This window comes from Bacillus taeanensis, assembly GCF_003318295.1.
In the GTDB taxonomy this organism is placed as follows: domain Bacteria; phylum Bacillota; class Bacilli; order Bacillales; family UBA6769; genus Maribacillus; species Maribacillus taeanensis.
In genome coordinates this window covers 40,055-54,808 of the sequence record NZ_QOCW01000032.1, presented here as the reverse complement: position 1 = coordinate 54,808, position 14,754 = coordinate 40,055, and the positions used below count along the sequence as shown (strand labels likewise).

Genomic DNA, 14,754 nt, shown 5'->3' with positions numbered 1-14,754 from the left:
CGAAGGGATCAGTTAGTTTCACGCGCTCGACTTGCATGTATTAGGCACGCCGCCAGCGTTCGTCCTGAGCCAGGATCAAACTCTCAAATTAAGTTTGAATTGCTCAATAGTTGTTGTCGAAAGAATTGTTCTTTCGTAGTATTGCATAAATTCGCTTGGCGTTTTGTTCAGTTTTCAAAGAACATTTTGTTTAAGTGTCGTTCGATGACGACTTTCTTAATTTATCATATCCACTCGTTTGTGTCAACAACTTTTATTGAACATTTTTTGTCATTTATGTTGTTAACATGTTTGCTGTCTTTCAGCGACGTTTATTAATATATCACCATTCAAATAAAAATACAAGCACTTTTTATATATTTTTTAAAAAAGCTAAAAAACAAGAAAACTACCTGCTCAAGCAGGCAGTTTTCAGTAAAGATTGATATTTTACTTTTCGGTATGACGCATTTGAGGGAATAATAAAACATCACGAATAGACGGAGAGTTCGTTAATAACATAACAAGACGGTCAATTCCAATACCTAATCCACCTGTTGGAGGCATTCCGTATTCTAATGCTTCAATAAAGTCATTATCCATCATATGTGCTTCATCATTTCCCTGCTCACGCTCTTTTAGCTGCGCTTCAAAACGCTCTCTTTGATCAATAGGATCGTTTAATTCTGTAAAAGCATTTGCGTGTTCGCGAGCGACAATAAAGAGCTCAAAACGATCTGTAAAACGTGGATCTTTTTCGTTCTTTTTTGCAAGTGGCGAGATTTCCACAGGATGCCCATACACAAATGTAGGCTGAATTAATGTTTCTTCAACCTTTTGCTCAAAGAATTCATTTACAACATGACCAAATGCCATCGTCTCTTTTACTTCGACTCCATGCTCTTTAGCAAGTGCACGAGCTTCTTCATCGCTCATCTCTTTCCAGAAGTCCACACCTGTCGCTTCCTTAACAGCATCAACCATATGAACTCGTTTCCACTCCGGCTCAAGGTTTACTTCGTGTTCTCCATACATTACTGTTGTCGTGCCTAATACTTCTTTTGCAATATGGGCAATTAAATTTTCTGTTAATGCCATAATATCTTTATAATCAGCATAAGCTTCATAAAGCTCAATCATTGTAAATTCAGGATTATGACGTGTAGAAACCCCTTCATTACGGAATACACGGCCAATTTCATATACTTTTTCAAGTCCGCCTACAATTAAACGCTTAAGGTGAAGTTCAATTGCAATACGCATATATAGCTCCATATCAAGCGCATTATGATGCGTAATAAAAGGACGTGCAGAAGCTCCCCCTGGAATAGAATGCATTGTTGGTGTTTCTACCTCTAAATAACCATGATTATCTAAGTAACGACGCATTGATTGCAGGATTTTGCTGCGTGTAACAAATGTATCACGGACTTCTGGGTTTACAATTAAGTCAACATAGCGCTGACGGTAACGCTGTTCCACATCTTTTAAACCATGAAACTTGTCTGGAAGTGGACGAAGCGATTTGGTAAGCAGTGTAAACTCTGATACTTTAATTGAAAGTTCCCCTACTTTTGTTTTAAATGCTGTTCCCGAAACACCAACGATATCACCAATATCAATTGTATTAAAGAGATCATACTGCTCTTCTCCAACAGCATCTTTACGAACATAAATTTGGACTTGTCCTGTTAAATCTTGAATATGAGCAAATCCTGCTTTTCCTTTTCCACGTTTTGTCATAACGCGACCAGCAAAGATAATCTTTGTTTCTTTTTCTTCAAGTTCTTCTTTTGTAAAGCCATCAAATGCTTCTTTCATTTCTGCCGCAGTATGTGTTCGCTCAAAGCGTTTACCGAATGGGTCAATCCCTTCTGCTCTTAAAGTGCTCATTTTATCACGACGAACGACCAGCTGATCATTTAACTCTAGTTCTTGACTCATCATCATCACTCCTAAACCTTTTTTGTTCCGTATCCAACAGCAAAGACCATTGTTATCTTATCATAGAAATGAAGCATAAAACATTGTGAAAACCACATTAGAAAAACTGCCAGGTAAAGCTGGCAGTATATTAAATAATCTTCACGTATTATAGGTGACGGTCTATTAGATGTCAACTTACGGGAAACAATGAACGCTTCTCTTACCCTACTTGTGTATCTGCTTCTACTTGAACCGCTTCAATTTGCTCGACAAATTCATAAAGTACGGAAGAGATTTGCTCTTTCGTTTCTAATTGATTAATCTTATCGCGGACTTTCCCGTTACCGCGTAACCCTTTTAAATACCATGCTGCATGCTTACGCATTTCCATTACAGCCAAGTGCTCCCCTTTAAGATTAATAAGACGGTCTAAATGAAGCATACAGACATCAATCTTTTCTCTTGCCGAAGGATTTGGCTTCATTTCTCCTGTTTCTAAATACTTTACTGTTTGATAAAGCATCCAAGGATTACCTAGCGCCCCGCGTCCGATCATGACACCGTCTACTCCTGTTGTATCCAGCATACGTTTTGCATCCTGCGGTGTGACGACATCACCATTACCAATGACCGGAATGTTTACAGCTTCTTTTACTTGACGAATAATATCCCAATCTGCTTTTCCTTCATACATCTGCGCTCGCGTACGACCATGTAAAGCAACTGCTTGGCCACCAGCTGCTTCAACTGCTTGAGCATTTTGAACAGCATAAATATGATTGGCATCCCAGCCAGTTCTCATTTTAACTGTTACCGGCATATCCACTGCATCAACAACTGCTTTGACCATTTCATAAATTTTATCAGGGTCTAACAACCATTTGGCACCTGCATCACATTTTGTAATTTTAGGGACGGGACATCCCATATTAATGTCAATAATATCTGCGTTTGTTGCTTCTTCCACATAACGTGCAGCACCAACAAGCGTCTCCTTCTCGCCCCCGAAAACTTGTAAACTTAGCGGCTTCTCACGCTCATCAACATAAAGCATTTTTAATGTTTTTTCATTTTCATGCAGAATCGCTTTATCACTAACCATTTCCGCACAAACTAAACCAGCACCAAATTCTTTTGCAATAAGACGAAATGCAGGATTACATACACCAGCCATCGGTGCTAGTACTACTGGGTTTTTCATCTCAATGCGACCGATTTTTAACACAGAATGACTCTCCTTTATTATTAATTTATTCTTTCTGGAAGAAGTTCATTTACTGATATATTTAGCGTTAACGCAATTAAATGCAGTAATTCATCGGAAGGTTTTCGATTACCTCTTTCAACTTCTCCAATAACTGAAACAGAAACTCCTAATTTTCTTGCTAAACTTTCCTGAGTATATCCTTTTAGCTTTCTAAAAGCCCGAATTCTCCTACCCCATTGTTCTTCTTCCATAGGCGTACACCTTCTTTATCTGGTAATTCCGTAATGATTTCCCCTATCGGCTGATTGACCGTTTTTAAGATCAAATTGGAATTGACTTCATACAGCGGTATTAATACAAACGCACGCTCATACATATGAGGGTGCGGAATTTTTAACTTCTCTGATTCTATATTCTCATCATTATACAGTAAAATGTCAAGATCAATTGTTCGAGGTCCCCAATGAATCTCTCGCTTACGGTTAAGATGATGTTCTATTTTTTGAAGCACATTTAAGAGTTCTAACGGTGGTAATTCTGTCTTCAATTCAGCTGCCATGTTTAAAAAAGCGGCTTGATTGGTATACCCAACTGGATCTGTTTCGTAAATAGAGGAAATATTTGTTACACTAACCTCTTCATGCTTGTTCAATTGCACGAGTGCCTGTTGTAAATATTTTTCTCGATCCCCAATATTTGAACCTATTCCGATATATACTGTATGACTCATGAACGCTTCCTCGTAATTTCAACAGCAACAGAACGATAGTGCCCCCGAATTGGCGGGTCAGGCTTTACTACTTTCACCTTTACTTCTTCGACGATAGGAAACGCATCGAATATTTCCTTAGCAATTCCCTCGGCAACCGCTTCAACAAGTTGACGCCGCTTTCCTTCTACAATGCTTCTAACAGTCTCATAGGCTTCAGCATAATTAACTGTTTTCTTTAAGTCATCAGTAAGACCAGCATTTTTTAAATTTAATCCTAGAATAAGGTCGACAAAAAAACGCTGACCGAGTTTATTCTCTTCTGGCAAAACACCGTGATAGCCATAAAAGGCCATTTCATTTAAGTGGATTTTATCCATTGATTGCCTCACCTTTTCCAAGCATTGCATCCATCATTTTTGCCATGCGGCTTATTTCTTTTACATCATGCACCCGAACAATCTGACATCCTTTTTGAATGCCAAGACAAACCGTTGCTCCTGTTCCTTCTACGCGCTCATCAACTGGAAGATCAAGCGTTTTTCCAATAAATGTTTTTCTTGACGTCCCTAAAAGAACCGGATAACCGAGGCTTGTGATGACATTTAGATGGTGCATGACTGTTAAATTATCTTCAGATGTTTTCGCAAAGCCAATTCCAGGATCTAAAATAATATGATGATCAGAAACACCAGCCTCATGGGCAATGGAGATGCTTTCTTGCAAATCCGCAACCATATCTATCATTAAATGTTCATACTCTCTATTTTTCCGGTTATGCATTAAGATGATAGGAACATGATAATCTGCGGCTACCGCTGCCATTTCCTTATCAGCTTTTGCCCCCCAAATATCATTAATGATGTTCGCTCCTGCTTCAACTGCTTGACGAGCTACTTCTGCTTTATACGTATCAATGGAGATTGGAATATCTAACTCTTTACGAATCGCTTTAATAATCGGAATAACTCGAGCTAATTCTTCATCAGTTCCTACTTTTTCTGCACCCGGACGTGTGGATTCACCACCGATATCAATAATATGGGCACCATTTTCAATAAGCTCCTTAGCCCGTTGAACTGCTTGTTCTACCTCATTAAACCTTCCACCGTCTGAAAACGAGTCAGGCGTAATATTAAGAATACCCATAATTAATGTTTTTTCATTTAAGTCATAGACATTGTTCCCTAATTGAAGAAAGCACGGAGTTTTCACTAATTCATTTTGCTTCATTATTTTTTTTATGTGATGAGCTGTATCGTTTTCAACTAAAGACTTTTTTGGTGTATGAATGAACATAATATCGAATCCTTTCTAGGTCAGCTGTTTACGTGTCCATAGCTTTTCCCTGTGTTGATTGTACAATGTAATTAGTTTATTGGTTAAACAACCTTCTTTTACCGGGAGCTGCTTTGTTCCTATTTGAGCAAATGGCACAATTTCTTGAATGGAGTTTGTCATAAATGCTTCGTCACAAGAAAGCAACTGCTCACGTTTGTAAAAACCGATTTCATATGGAATGTTGTTCGCTTGCAAAAGCCTTAATATAAATTGCCTTGTAATACCATTTAAGATGCCTGTTTCAAGACTGGGTGTATAAACAACGCCTTCTTTTACCCAAAATAAATTTGAGACAATTCCTTCTGCAATATAACCGCTCTCTGTTAAAAAAACACCTTCTTTTAAAGGATCTTCTCCAATTTCACGTTTTCCGATGATATTATTTAAATAATGGTGGGACTTTAAACGAGATATGCCTTCAGGTGTATTTCGCTTTGTATTTAAAAATAATCCTTTTTTAGGGTGAAATACAGTTTTGCTAGAAAGGGGCTTTACGTACATAATCACGGTAGGATCTTTGTAAGGCTCTACCTGCAAACCAACAGCACCTACACCCGCTGAAACATTTAAACGGATGTAGGCGTCTGTTAATTCATTAGCTTGAAGCAAATCGGACAAGCTTTTACGAATGGATTGTCTTGTTTCATTCCAAGAAATACAAAGCTCTGCTAAGCTGTTTTCTAATCGTTCAAAATGGTCATCAAACAAAAATGGATGGTTGTTATAAACGCGGAATGTTTCAAATACACCTAGACCATATAGATAGCCGTGATCAAATGCAGAAATATTCATGTTTTCTTCTTTAACAATTTTGCCGTTTAAGTAGTGATACATGATTTCTCCTTATTTTTATACGTATCAATAAAGTTTTTCAGCATCTTTTTCCCAGCACCTGTCATAATTGATTCTGGATGAAATTGCACACCTTCAATTGGAAGAGTTTTATGACGAAGGGCCATAATTTCTTTTTCCTCCGTCCATGCTGATACTTCAAAACATTCTGGTAGTGTTTCTGGCTTCACAATTAATGAATGATAACGCGTTGCAATCATTGGCTGCTCAATATCTTTAAAAATTGTTTTGCCGTCATGATGCATTTCTGATGTTTTACCATGCATAAGGCGGTTCGCACGCACAACATCTCCTCCAAATACTTGAGCAATGGATTGATGACCAAGACAAACACCAAAAATCGGAATTTTCCCTGCAAAATAGCGGATTACATCCATACTAATTCCCGCTTCATTCGGACTGCAGGGGCCTGGAGAAACCATAATAAACGAAGGGTTTAATGACTCAATTTCCTCAATAGATGTTTGATCATTTCGCTTTACGATCAACTCTTCGCCCATTTCCCCTAAATATTGAACTAAATTGTACGTAAATGAATCATAATTATCAATCATAAAAATCATCTTATTTTCCTCCTCAGCTATACTCTTTTACTTATTTTGTAATGATACTGCCAGCTCTTCTTCACTCAACTCTTTAGCACGCCATAAGGCACGCGCCTTCTTCAAAGATTCTTCATACTCCCATTTCGGATTTGAATCAATCACAATTCCTGCTCCAGCTTGAACATGTGCTTGTCCATCTTTTGCTACTAATGTACGAATTGTGATGTTTAATTCCATATCTCCATTAAAGCCAATCCATCCAATTGACCCTGTATAAATGCCGCGCCTTACCGGCTCAAGTTCCTCAATAATTTCCATAGTACGAACTTTCGGAGCGCCTGTAATCGTACCGCCGGGAAATGAAGCGCGAATAAGGTCAAATGCATCATGGCTTTCTTTCATTTTCCCTCTTACATTTGATACGATATGCATCACATGAGAGTATTTTTCAATTACCATAAATTCATTCACTTCAACAGTGCCATATTCACATACACGTCCTAAATCATTGCGCTCTAAGTCAACAAGCATTACATGTTCCGCACGTTCTTTTTCATTTGTAATAAGGGACTCTGCAAGCTCTTGATCTTCTCTATCTGTCTTACCGCGCGACCGTGTTCCTGCAATCGGCCGTGTGCTGACTTCATACCCTTTCTTTTTTACAAGTAATTCCGGCGATCCACTTACAAGTTGGAATTCCGGAACATGAAAATAACTCATATATGGTGATGGGTTTAGGGTACGAAGCCTTTCATAAATATGAAGAGGTTCAGTTTTTAATGGCTCACTCTGCCTTACAGAAAGGTTAATTTGAAACACATCACCTTGACTAATATACTCCTGAACTTGATGAACTGCCTGTTGAAACTCTGCTTCATTCATGGAAACAGCACGAGAAGATGAGGTTGTTTTATATGCTTCCAACTGCCATTGATTTTTCTCTACAAATGAAGAAGACCAAGCTTTTTCATAATAGCTTAACTTTAAACGAGCCTCTTCTTCCTGCTCAGAAAAATAATTGATTATAATCCAAAGAGCACCTTCTTCATGATCATATACAAACACATCTTCAAATACTAAAAAATAAAGGTCAGGCATCGCTAAATCATCTTCTGCAAGTTCTGGAAGGGTTTCAATAGAACGAACTAAGTCATAACTAATATAGCCTACAGCCCCACCTTGGAAATCAGGGAGCCCCTCTTTAAAAGGAACAACATAGTGAGATAACCATTCTTTTGTAAGTTCTAACAAGTCTCCCTGCTGCTCTATTTGTTCTTCTTTTGTTTGAATTGTAAGGAACTTATCTTTTCCTTGTAAAACAGCAACGGGCTCTAAACCGATAATATTGAAACGCCCCCCGCGCCCACTTTCAAGAAGCACATGGTGGGTTTCATCTTTTGAAAGGTGCTTATAACGTTCAAACCAGTCTTTTTCGACCCCAGATATTTTTTTCGTAAGCAGGCGACGAGATGAATGGTGTTGATGTTTAGATGGCAATTCTTTCACGCTCCTACACAAAGTCACTTATTCTTTATTGTACACAATTTACTTCATTTGTTCATTTATGAATTTAAGTAAATACAATTATTTTAAAATGTTATGGTGATAAATAATTTATCAATAGCTTACCATATGAAACAAAGTTTAACTAATAAAAATGCAGGAAATGATGGAAGAAAACAAAAAAAGCGCCCATTCAAACAGAGTTGTTGAGGGACGCTTCTTTATAAAAGGTGTGATTAGTCTTCAAATTGGTAAAGTGGTGTACTTAAGTAACGCTCACCATTACTTGGAATGATTGCCAATACTTTTTTACCTTTTCCAAGCTTTTTCGCTACATCCAATGCAGCTTTAATGGCAGCTCCTGATGAAATACCACCTAAGATTCCTTCTTCTTTCGCTGCACGGCGCGCTATTTCAAACGCTTCTTCATTTTTAACAGTAATTACTTCATCATAAATTTCTGTATTTAAGATGTCTGGAACAAAACCTGCACCAATGCCTTGAATTTTATGAGGACCTGGTTTTCCTCCAGAAAGTACCGGTGAATCTGTTGGTTCTACTGCATAGATTTTTACATTTTCGTAATGTTCTTTTAATACTGAGCCAGCACCTGTAATTGTTCCGCCTGTTCCAATTCCAGAAACAAATGCGTCTAATTGATCCATTTGCTCGACGATTTCTTTTCCAGTTGTTCTGCTGTGAATTTCAGGGTTTGCTTCATTTTTAAACTGCTGAGGCATGAAATAGCCGTGCTCTTCAGCAAGTTCTCCTGCTTTACGGATTGCTCCTCCCATTCCTTCAGCGCCTGGTGTTAAGACAAGTTCAGCACCATAGGCTTTTAATAAATTACGGCGCTCCATACTCATTGTATCCGGCATAACTAAAATAGCGCGCAGACCTTTTGCTGCTGCTACCATTGCAAGACCAATTCCTGTATTACCACTTGTAGGTTCAATAATTGTATCTCCAGCTTTTAAATCACCGTTTTTCTCAGCCGCTTCAATCATTGCTAATGCAATACGATCTTTTACACTGCTTCCAGGATTCATAAATTCAAGCTTTAAATATACATCTGCATCATTTTCGCCTGTTAAACGGTTTAATTTTACGATTGGTGTTTGTCCAATTAGTTCAATTACAGAATTTGCTACGCGCATTCCCTTCACTCCTCAAAACCAAGTATTTTTATTGGATTTATTAATTTTAAGATACCAGATTTTACTTTTAGTGTCAATTGCCTATTTTCTTAAAAAATAGCAGGATTAATTACCTATTTTTAAAAATTACGAACTCCGATTTCATCCCATAACTGCTTTGGTGAAAAACTATCTCCTAACTGCTGCAGCGCAAGGAACCTGCGCACATGATTTCTTACTTCACTAAAATCATAGGAATTTCCTTTGATTTTATCTTCTAATTTTAAAATTGCATAACCATCCGTTGTGGAAATTGGTTCACTATAACTTCCTTCTTCAAGCTTTTCTGCTTTTTCTTTATAACCATCCGGCCAATAAGTGCTATCCTTAGAAATAACCCCTAAATCCCCGCCTTGATTGGCAGAAAAGATATCAATCGAACGTTCACGTGCTAATGTAGAAAAATCCGAACCCTCACTTAACTCACTCCATACTTGCTGAGCCTCTTCAATTGTAGGGGAAACAATATGAGATAATCGATATAATGTCTCATTTGTAAATAATGACTGATTTTCTTCATAAAAACGCTGAAGTTCTTCTTCTTTAATGACAACATCTCTTGTCACAAGCTCTTCAAGCAGAATAGAATAACGGATATTTTCATAAAGCTGATCTTGATTAAGAGAGGGGCTTTGTTCTTGTTCTGTCATATCCTCTCCAGCCATGCCTCCAAACAATACTAAATATTGTTGAATCTCCTCATCAGAAACTTTAATCCCTTCTTGTTCAGCTAGTTGAAAGACCACTTCTTTATTAATCATTTCTTCCATCACAAGCTGGCCATAACGATTTTTAAGGACAGCAATCCAATCCTGCTCTAAAATAGGCTTTTCCCCTACATATACAGCAGTATTATTAGAGGACTCTCCTAAAGTTTCAATTACTGCTTCTTCAGAAAGAATCAGCATCCAGATTGTTATACTATTCGTAAACAGCAAAATACCTACAATAACCCAAACAAATTTCGCTTTCAAAAGATCCGCGCTCCTTATTTGCTTTGTTCATACAATGATTGCAGTTCCTCTTTTGTAAAATGATAAGCTGAATTACAGAAATGACAAACTGTCTCCGCTTTGCCTTCTTCTTCAATAATCGCCTTAATTTCATCTTTCCCTAAACTAATAAGAGCATTTTCAAAACGTTCTTTTGAACAGCTGCACTTAAATTGAACAGGCATTTTATCAAGAATTTTTAAATTATCTTCTCCAACAATTTCTGCAAGAATTTCCTCTGGTGTTAATCCAGCCTCCACCATTTTAGAAATAGGGCGGATACTCGAAAGCTGCTTTTCGAGAAAAGCAATCGTCTCTTCAGAAGCACCCGGCATTACTTGGATCATAAATCCACCCGATGCTAAAATACTGTTATCAGGATTTACAAGGACACCTACTCCAACAGAAGCAGGAATTTGTTCAGATGAAACGTAATAATACGTAAAATCTTCACCAAGTTCTCCAGAGATAAGAGGTACTTGTCCTGTAAAGTTTTCACGCATACCTAAATCTTTTACAACAGATAGGAAGCCATCTTTCCCTACCGCTCTTGCTACATCAAGTTTCCCATGTTTATTCAGCTCAAAATGAACATGTGGATTTGTTACATAACCTCTTGTTTGACCTTTTGTATTCGTATCAACAATAATCGCACCAATTGGGCCGCCGCCTTCAATTTTAACTGTAAGCTTTGCCTCACCCTTTAATGAAGCTCCCATCATTGTAGAAGCTGTTAGAGCACGTCCAAGCGCTGCTGATGCTGTTGGCCATGTATCATGGTTTTTTTGGGCGTAGGATACCATTTCTGTTGTACGAATTGCATAGGCACGGATACTCCCTTCAAAGGCTAATGCTCTTACTAAATAATCTGACATACTATTGCTCCTCTCGATGTATACTTTCCTTATGCACGTTTATTCTTTAAATAAATCAGCTTTAATCCTTCTAATGTTAAAAACGGCTCAACAATATCAATTAAATTTGTCCCTTCAGCAATTAATGGAGCAAGTCCTCCTGTTGCAACAACTTTTGGATTTGTGCCGTACTCCCCTTTAATCCGTGATACAATTCCTTCTACTTGACCAATATATCCGTAATAAATCCCCGCCTGCATGGCGTTAATTGTATTTTTCCCAATTACACGATTTGGCTTTGCAATTTCAATACGCGGAAGTTTAGCCGCACGTGTATACAAAGCTTCTGTAGAAATTCCAATACCCGGAGCAATTACACCACCCATATACTGCTCTTCCTCATCAATGTAACAATAAGTAGAAGCTGTTCCAAAGTCCACAATAACGAGCGGACTTCCATACTTTTCAATCCCTGCTACCGCATTGACAATACGGTCTGCACCTACTTCTCTTGGATTTTCATATTTAATATTTAATCCTGTTTTAATACCTGGCCCAATGACAAGAGGGCGAATATTAAAATACTTTTGGCACATTCTTTCTAATGCAAACATAATCGGAGGAACAACAGATGAAATAATAATGCCATCAATCTCCTCTAGAGATAACTCGACATGATGAAACAAATCTTTAACAACCATGCCGTATTCATCTTCTGTTTTTTGGCGGCTTGTTGAAATACGCCAATGATGAATGAGTTCATCTTCCTTATAAACTCCTAATACAATATTGGTATTCCCTACATCTAATACAAAAATCATATTTCACCACATCCTATTCCATCATCTAACCATCAATTATAGTTATACCATATGTTAGCTGTCAGCAGAAAAAACCAATCTGTCTTTTCTAAAGCCATTCTAACTAAAATGCTTTAGCATCCCAACTAATCATACTACATTCTCTGCCATATTATCATTAATTTGCAAAGAGGTGCACCTTAAAATCTTCTCCGCTATTTACCATATACAGATTCAACTTGAGGATTCGACACCAGAACATGCCTATGTTGAAGTTCTATATAATAGAAAAGGATGCCCCATCTCTAGGGCATCCTTTTCGCTATTTTTCAGTTGAATCTTTATCTTCTGTTTCATCAGCTTTTTTGTTGATGTTAACTTTAACATCTTCTCCGCTGCGCTCCGGAAGTTTCCCCTCATGGAAAAGAGATTGAATTTGTTCTGCATCAAGTGTTTCAACATCTTTTAACGTTTCTGCAATCAGATTTAACTGTTCTTGATTGTTTGTTAAAATTTCTTTACAACGCTTATATGCTTCATTGATAATCGTTTGAACTTCAATATCAATTAAACGCGCAAATTCATCACTATAATTTTGTTCAGATTGGATATCGCGTCCAAGGAACACTTGACTTTGGCCGGCACCAAACTGCATTGGTCCAAGCTTATCGCTCATTCCAAATTCCGTTACCATGCGGCGGGCAATACCTGTTGCACGCTGGAAATCGTTGCTTGCGCCGGTACTTACTTCACCAAAGGTAACTTCCTCTGCAACACGACCACCAAGAAGGCCAATAATTTTATCGATCAATTCCGGTTTTGTCATGAAGTAACGATCTTCTTTCGGTAATGTGACCGCATATCCGCCAGCCTGTCCGCGCGGCACAATCGTTACTTTATGTACCACATCCGCATTATCCAATACAACACCAATGACAGTATGCCCTGCTTCGTGATAGGCAACGATATTTTTCTCTTTCTCAGAAATGACGCGGCTTTTCTTTGCTGGACCTGCAATAACGCGATCTGTCGCTTCATCAATATCCGTTAAATCGATCTTTTTCTTATCATATCTCGCAGCAACAAGTGCTGCTTCATTTAATAAATTTTCAAGATCGGCACCTGAAAACCCAGGTGTACGCATTGCCACCGTTTTTAAATTCACTTCTTCTGCAAGCGGCTTATTGCGTGCATGAACACGCAGTACAGCTTCACGACCTTTTACATCTGGACGATTTACCGGGATTTGACGATCAAAACGCCCTGGGCGAAGAAGAGCTGGATCTAAAATATCTGGACGGTTTGTTGCGGCAACAATAATAATTCCTTCATTTGCACTAAATCCATCCATTTCCACAAGCAATTGGTTTAACGTTTGCTCACGCTCATCGTGACCGCCGCCAAGACCAGCCCCACGCTGACGACCTACTGCATCAATTTCATCAATAAAGATGATACATGGTGCGTTTTTCTTAGCATTTTCAAATAAATCACGTACACGTGAAGCTCCGACACCAACAAACATTTCTACGAAGTCTGAACCACTAATCGAGAAGAACGGGACACCAGCTTCACCTGCTACGGCACGAGCAAGAAGGGTTTTACCTGTACCTGGAGGCCCCACTAATAATACCCCTTTTGGAATACGTGCACCAAGCGCTGAAAACTTGCGAGGGTCTTTTAAGAATTCCACAACTTCGACAAGTTCCTGCTTTTCTTCATCGGCTCCTGCTACATCTTTAAACGTAACCTTTTTCTTTTCATCATTATAAAGTTTTGCTTTACTTTTACCAAAATTCATGACACGACTTCCGCCGCCTTGAGCTTGGTTTAAAAGGAAAAAGAATAAGATGAAAATAATCACAAAAGGAATAATTGACGTAAAAAAGGTAATCCAGCCATTTTGCTCTTCAGCCGGTTTTACAGTAACTTCTGGACCATTTTCACTTTCTAAAACTTGTGTAACTGTTGGTTCATTAAAAGGAATGCTTGTTTCGAAAAATTCATTTTCTTCGCTTCCTTTTAATTGACCTCTAACGATAAATACCCCACGTTCAGGCTGCATTGTAAGGGATTCAATATCATTGTTTTGTAAATGCTCTTGGAATGCGTCATACGTAATTTGGTTAAGGTCGCGGTTAGAACCACTAAAAAAGCTCACCACACCAATGACAACCAAGAAAATTAATAAATAAAAGATTGTATTTCGGAAGATACGATTCATTCCTTACCTCCTCCCACAAACAACAAACATTTGTTATGCTACCATAGACTTTGAGTGACAAACAACAAATTAGCTTTCATATACTTCTTTTTTTAATACACCGACAAACGGTAAATTACGATAGCGCTCTTTATAGTCCAGCCCGTATCCAACGACAAAAGCATCTGGAACAGTAAACCCAGAAAGGTCAGGTTTAAGATCCGCTTTTCGGCCAGAAGGCTTGTCTAAAAGTGTAACAATTTTAATCGAATTCGCTTTACGGTAACGGAACAAATCGACTAAATAGCTAAGCGTTAATCCGCTGTCAATAATATCTTCGACAATTAAAAGGTCACGTCCTTCTACAGATGTGTTTAAATCTTTAACAATTTTTACTTCACCTGTTGTAACGAACCCTTCGCCATAACTTGATACGTCCATAAAGTCCATTTCAAGATAAACATCCATCTTTTTAACTAAATCGGACATAAAGGGCATGGCACCTTTTAGAACACAAATAACTAGTGGAAACTTATCTTTGTATTCTTCTGTTAACTCTTTCCCAAGTGCTGCTACTTTTTGTTGAATTTCTTCTTCAGAAATAAAGACCTCCAACATATCCTTTTCCAACATAACAGTAAAGCCCC

Annotated in this window: 15 protein-coding genes and 1 rRNA gene; all 16 read right to left on the bottom strand. The window is 38.1% G+C overall.

The annotated features are described in order from the left end of the window. Window positions 1–91 (bottom strand): 16S ribosomal RNA (locus DS031_RS21120); the annotation flags it as partial. Window positions 92–429: 338 nt separating this feature from the next. Further along, entirely contained in the window at window positions 430–1,923 is a 1,494-nt protein-coding gene (lysS, locus tag DS031_RS21115) for a lysine--tRNA ligase (RefSeq protein WP_113808178.1), read from the bottom strand. A 202-nt stretch (window positions 1,924–2,125) separates the two neighbouring features. Continuing rightward, window positions 2,126–3,130 carry a tRNA dihydrouridine synthase DusB gene (gene dusB / locus DS031_RS21110; RefSeq protein ID WP_113808177.1) on the bottom strand — a complete coding sequence of 335 codons (1,005 nt, stop codon included), beginning with the start codon at window positions 3,128–3,130 and terminating at the stop codon, window positions 2,126–2,128. Between the two features lie 20 nt (window positions 3,131–3,150). Continuing rightward, on the bottom strand, window positions 3,151–3,363 hold the full coding sequence (locus DS031_RS21105; RefSeq protein WP_113808176.1) for a helix-turn-helix domain-containing protein: 213 nt from the start codon (window positions 3,361–3,363) through the stop codon (window positions 3,151–3,153). Next, complete coding sequence (gene folK / locus DS031_RS21100) at window positions 3,315–3,842, bottom strand: 2-amino-4-hydroxy-6-hydroxymethyldihydropteridine diphosphokinase (RefSeq protein WP_113808175.1); 528 nt, start codon at window positions 3,840–3,842, stop codon at window positions 3,315–3,317. The genes DS031_RS21105 and folK overlap by 49 nt, the downstream gene beginning before the upstream one ends. Further along, window positions 3,839–4,201: a dihydroneopterin aldolase gene (folB, locus tag DS031_RS21095; protein ID WP_113808174.1), complete on the bottom strand. Its 363-nt coding sequence runs from the start codon at window positions 4,199–4,201 to the stop codon at window positions 3,839–3,841. The genes folK and folB overlap by 4 nt, the downstream gene beginning before the upstream one ends. Further along, a complete protein-coding gene (gene folP, locus DS031_RS21090) occupies window positions 4,194–5,054 on the bottom strand; it encodes a dihydropteroate synthase (protein ID WP_113808183.1) in 861 nt (286 codons plus the stop codon). The genes folB and folP overlap by 8 nt, the downstream gene beginning before the upstream one ends. Before the next feature lie 81 nt (window positions 5,055–5,135). After that, complete coding sequence (gene pabC, locus DS031_RS21085; protein ID WP_113808173.1) at window positions 5,136–5,996, bottom strand: aminodeoxychorismate lyase; 861 nt, start codon at window positions 5,994–5,996, stop codon at window positions 5,136–5,138. Further along, complete coding sequence (gene pabA, locus DS031_RS21080; protein ID WP_113808172.1) at window positions 5,981–6,577, bottom strand: aminodeoxychorismate/anthranilate synthase component II; 597 nt, start codon at window positions 6,575–6,577, stop codon at window positions 5,981–5,983. Before pabA ends, pabC begins: the two co-directional genes overlap by 16 nt. A 27-nt stretch (window positions 6,578–6,604) precedes the next feature. Beyond that, on the bottom strand, window positions 6,605–8,020 hold the full coding sequence (pabB, locus tag DS031_RS21075; protein WP_113808182.1) for an aminodeoxychorismate synthase, component I: 1,416 nt from the start codon (window positions 8,018–8,020) through the stop codon (window positions 6,605–6,607). Between the two features lie 278 nt (window positions 8,021–8,298). Further along, window positions 8,299–9,219, bottom strand: a complete 921-nt coding sequence (gene cysK, locus DS031_RS21070) for a cysteine synthase A (RefSeq protein WP_113808171.1) — start codon at window positions 9,217–9,219, stop codon at window positions 8,299–8,301. A 119-nt stretch (window positions 9,220–9,338) separates the two neighbouring features. Continuing rightward, window positions 9,339–10,232, bottom strand: coding sequence for a peptidyl-prolyl cis-trans isomerase (locus DS031_RS21065; RefSeq protein WP_113808170.1), 894 nt, complete (start codon window positions 10,230–10,232; stop codon window positions 9,339–9,341). Between the two features lie 14 nt (window positions 10,233–10,246). After that, window positions 10,247–11,125 (bottom strand): Hsp33 family molecular chaperone HslO, encoded by an 879-nt coding sequence (hslO, locus tag DS031_RS21060; protein ID WP_113808169.1) that lies wholly within the window; start codon window positions 11,123–11,125, stop codon window positions 10,247–10,249. Window positions 11,126–11,154: 29 nt separating this feature from the next. Continuing rightward, window positions 11,155–11,925 carry a type III pantothenate kinase gene (locus DS031_RS21055; protein ID WP_113808168.1) on the bottom strand — a complete coding sequence of 257 codons (771 nt, stop codon included), beginning with the start codon at window positions 11,923–11,925 and terminating at the stop codon, window positions 11,155–11,157. A 301-nt stretch (window positions 11,926–12,226) separates the two neighbouring features. Further along, window positions 12,227–14,128, bottom strand: coding sequence for an ATP-dependent zinc metalloprotease FtsH (ftsH, locus tag DS031_RS21050; protein ID WP_113808167.1), 1,902 nt, complete (start codon window positions 14,126–14,128; stop codon window positions 12,227–12,229). Between the two features lie 69 nt (window positions 14,129–14,197). Beyond that, window positions 14,198–14,740 carry a hypoxanthine phosphoribosyltransferase gene (gene hpt, locus DS031_RS21045; RefSeq protein WP_113808166.1) on the bottom strand — a complete coding sequence of 181 codons (543 nt, stop codon included), beginning with the start codon at window positions 14,738–14,740 and terminating at the stop codon, window positions 14,198–14,200. Between the last annotated feature and the right edge of the window lie 14 nt (window positions 14,741–14,754).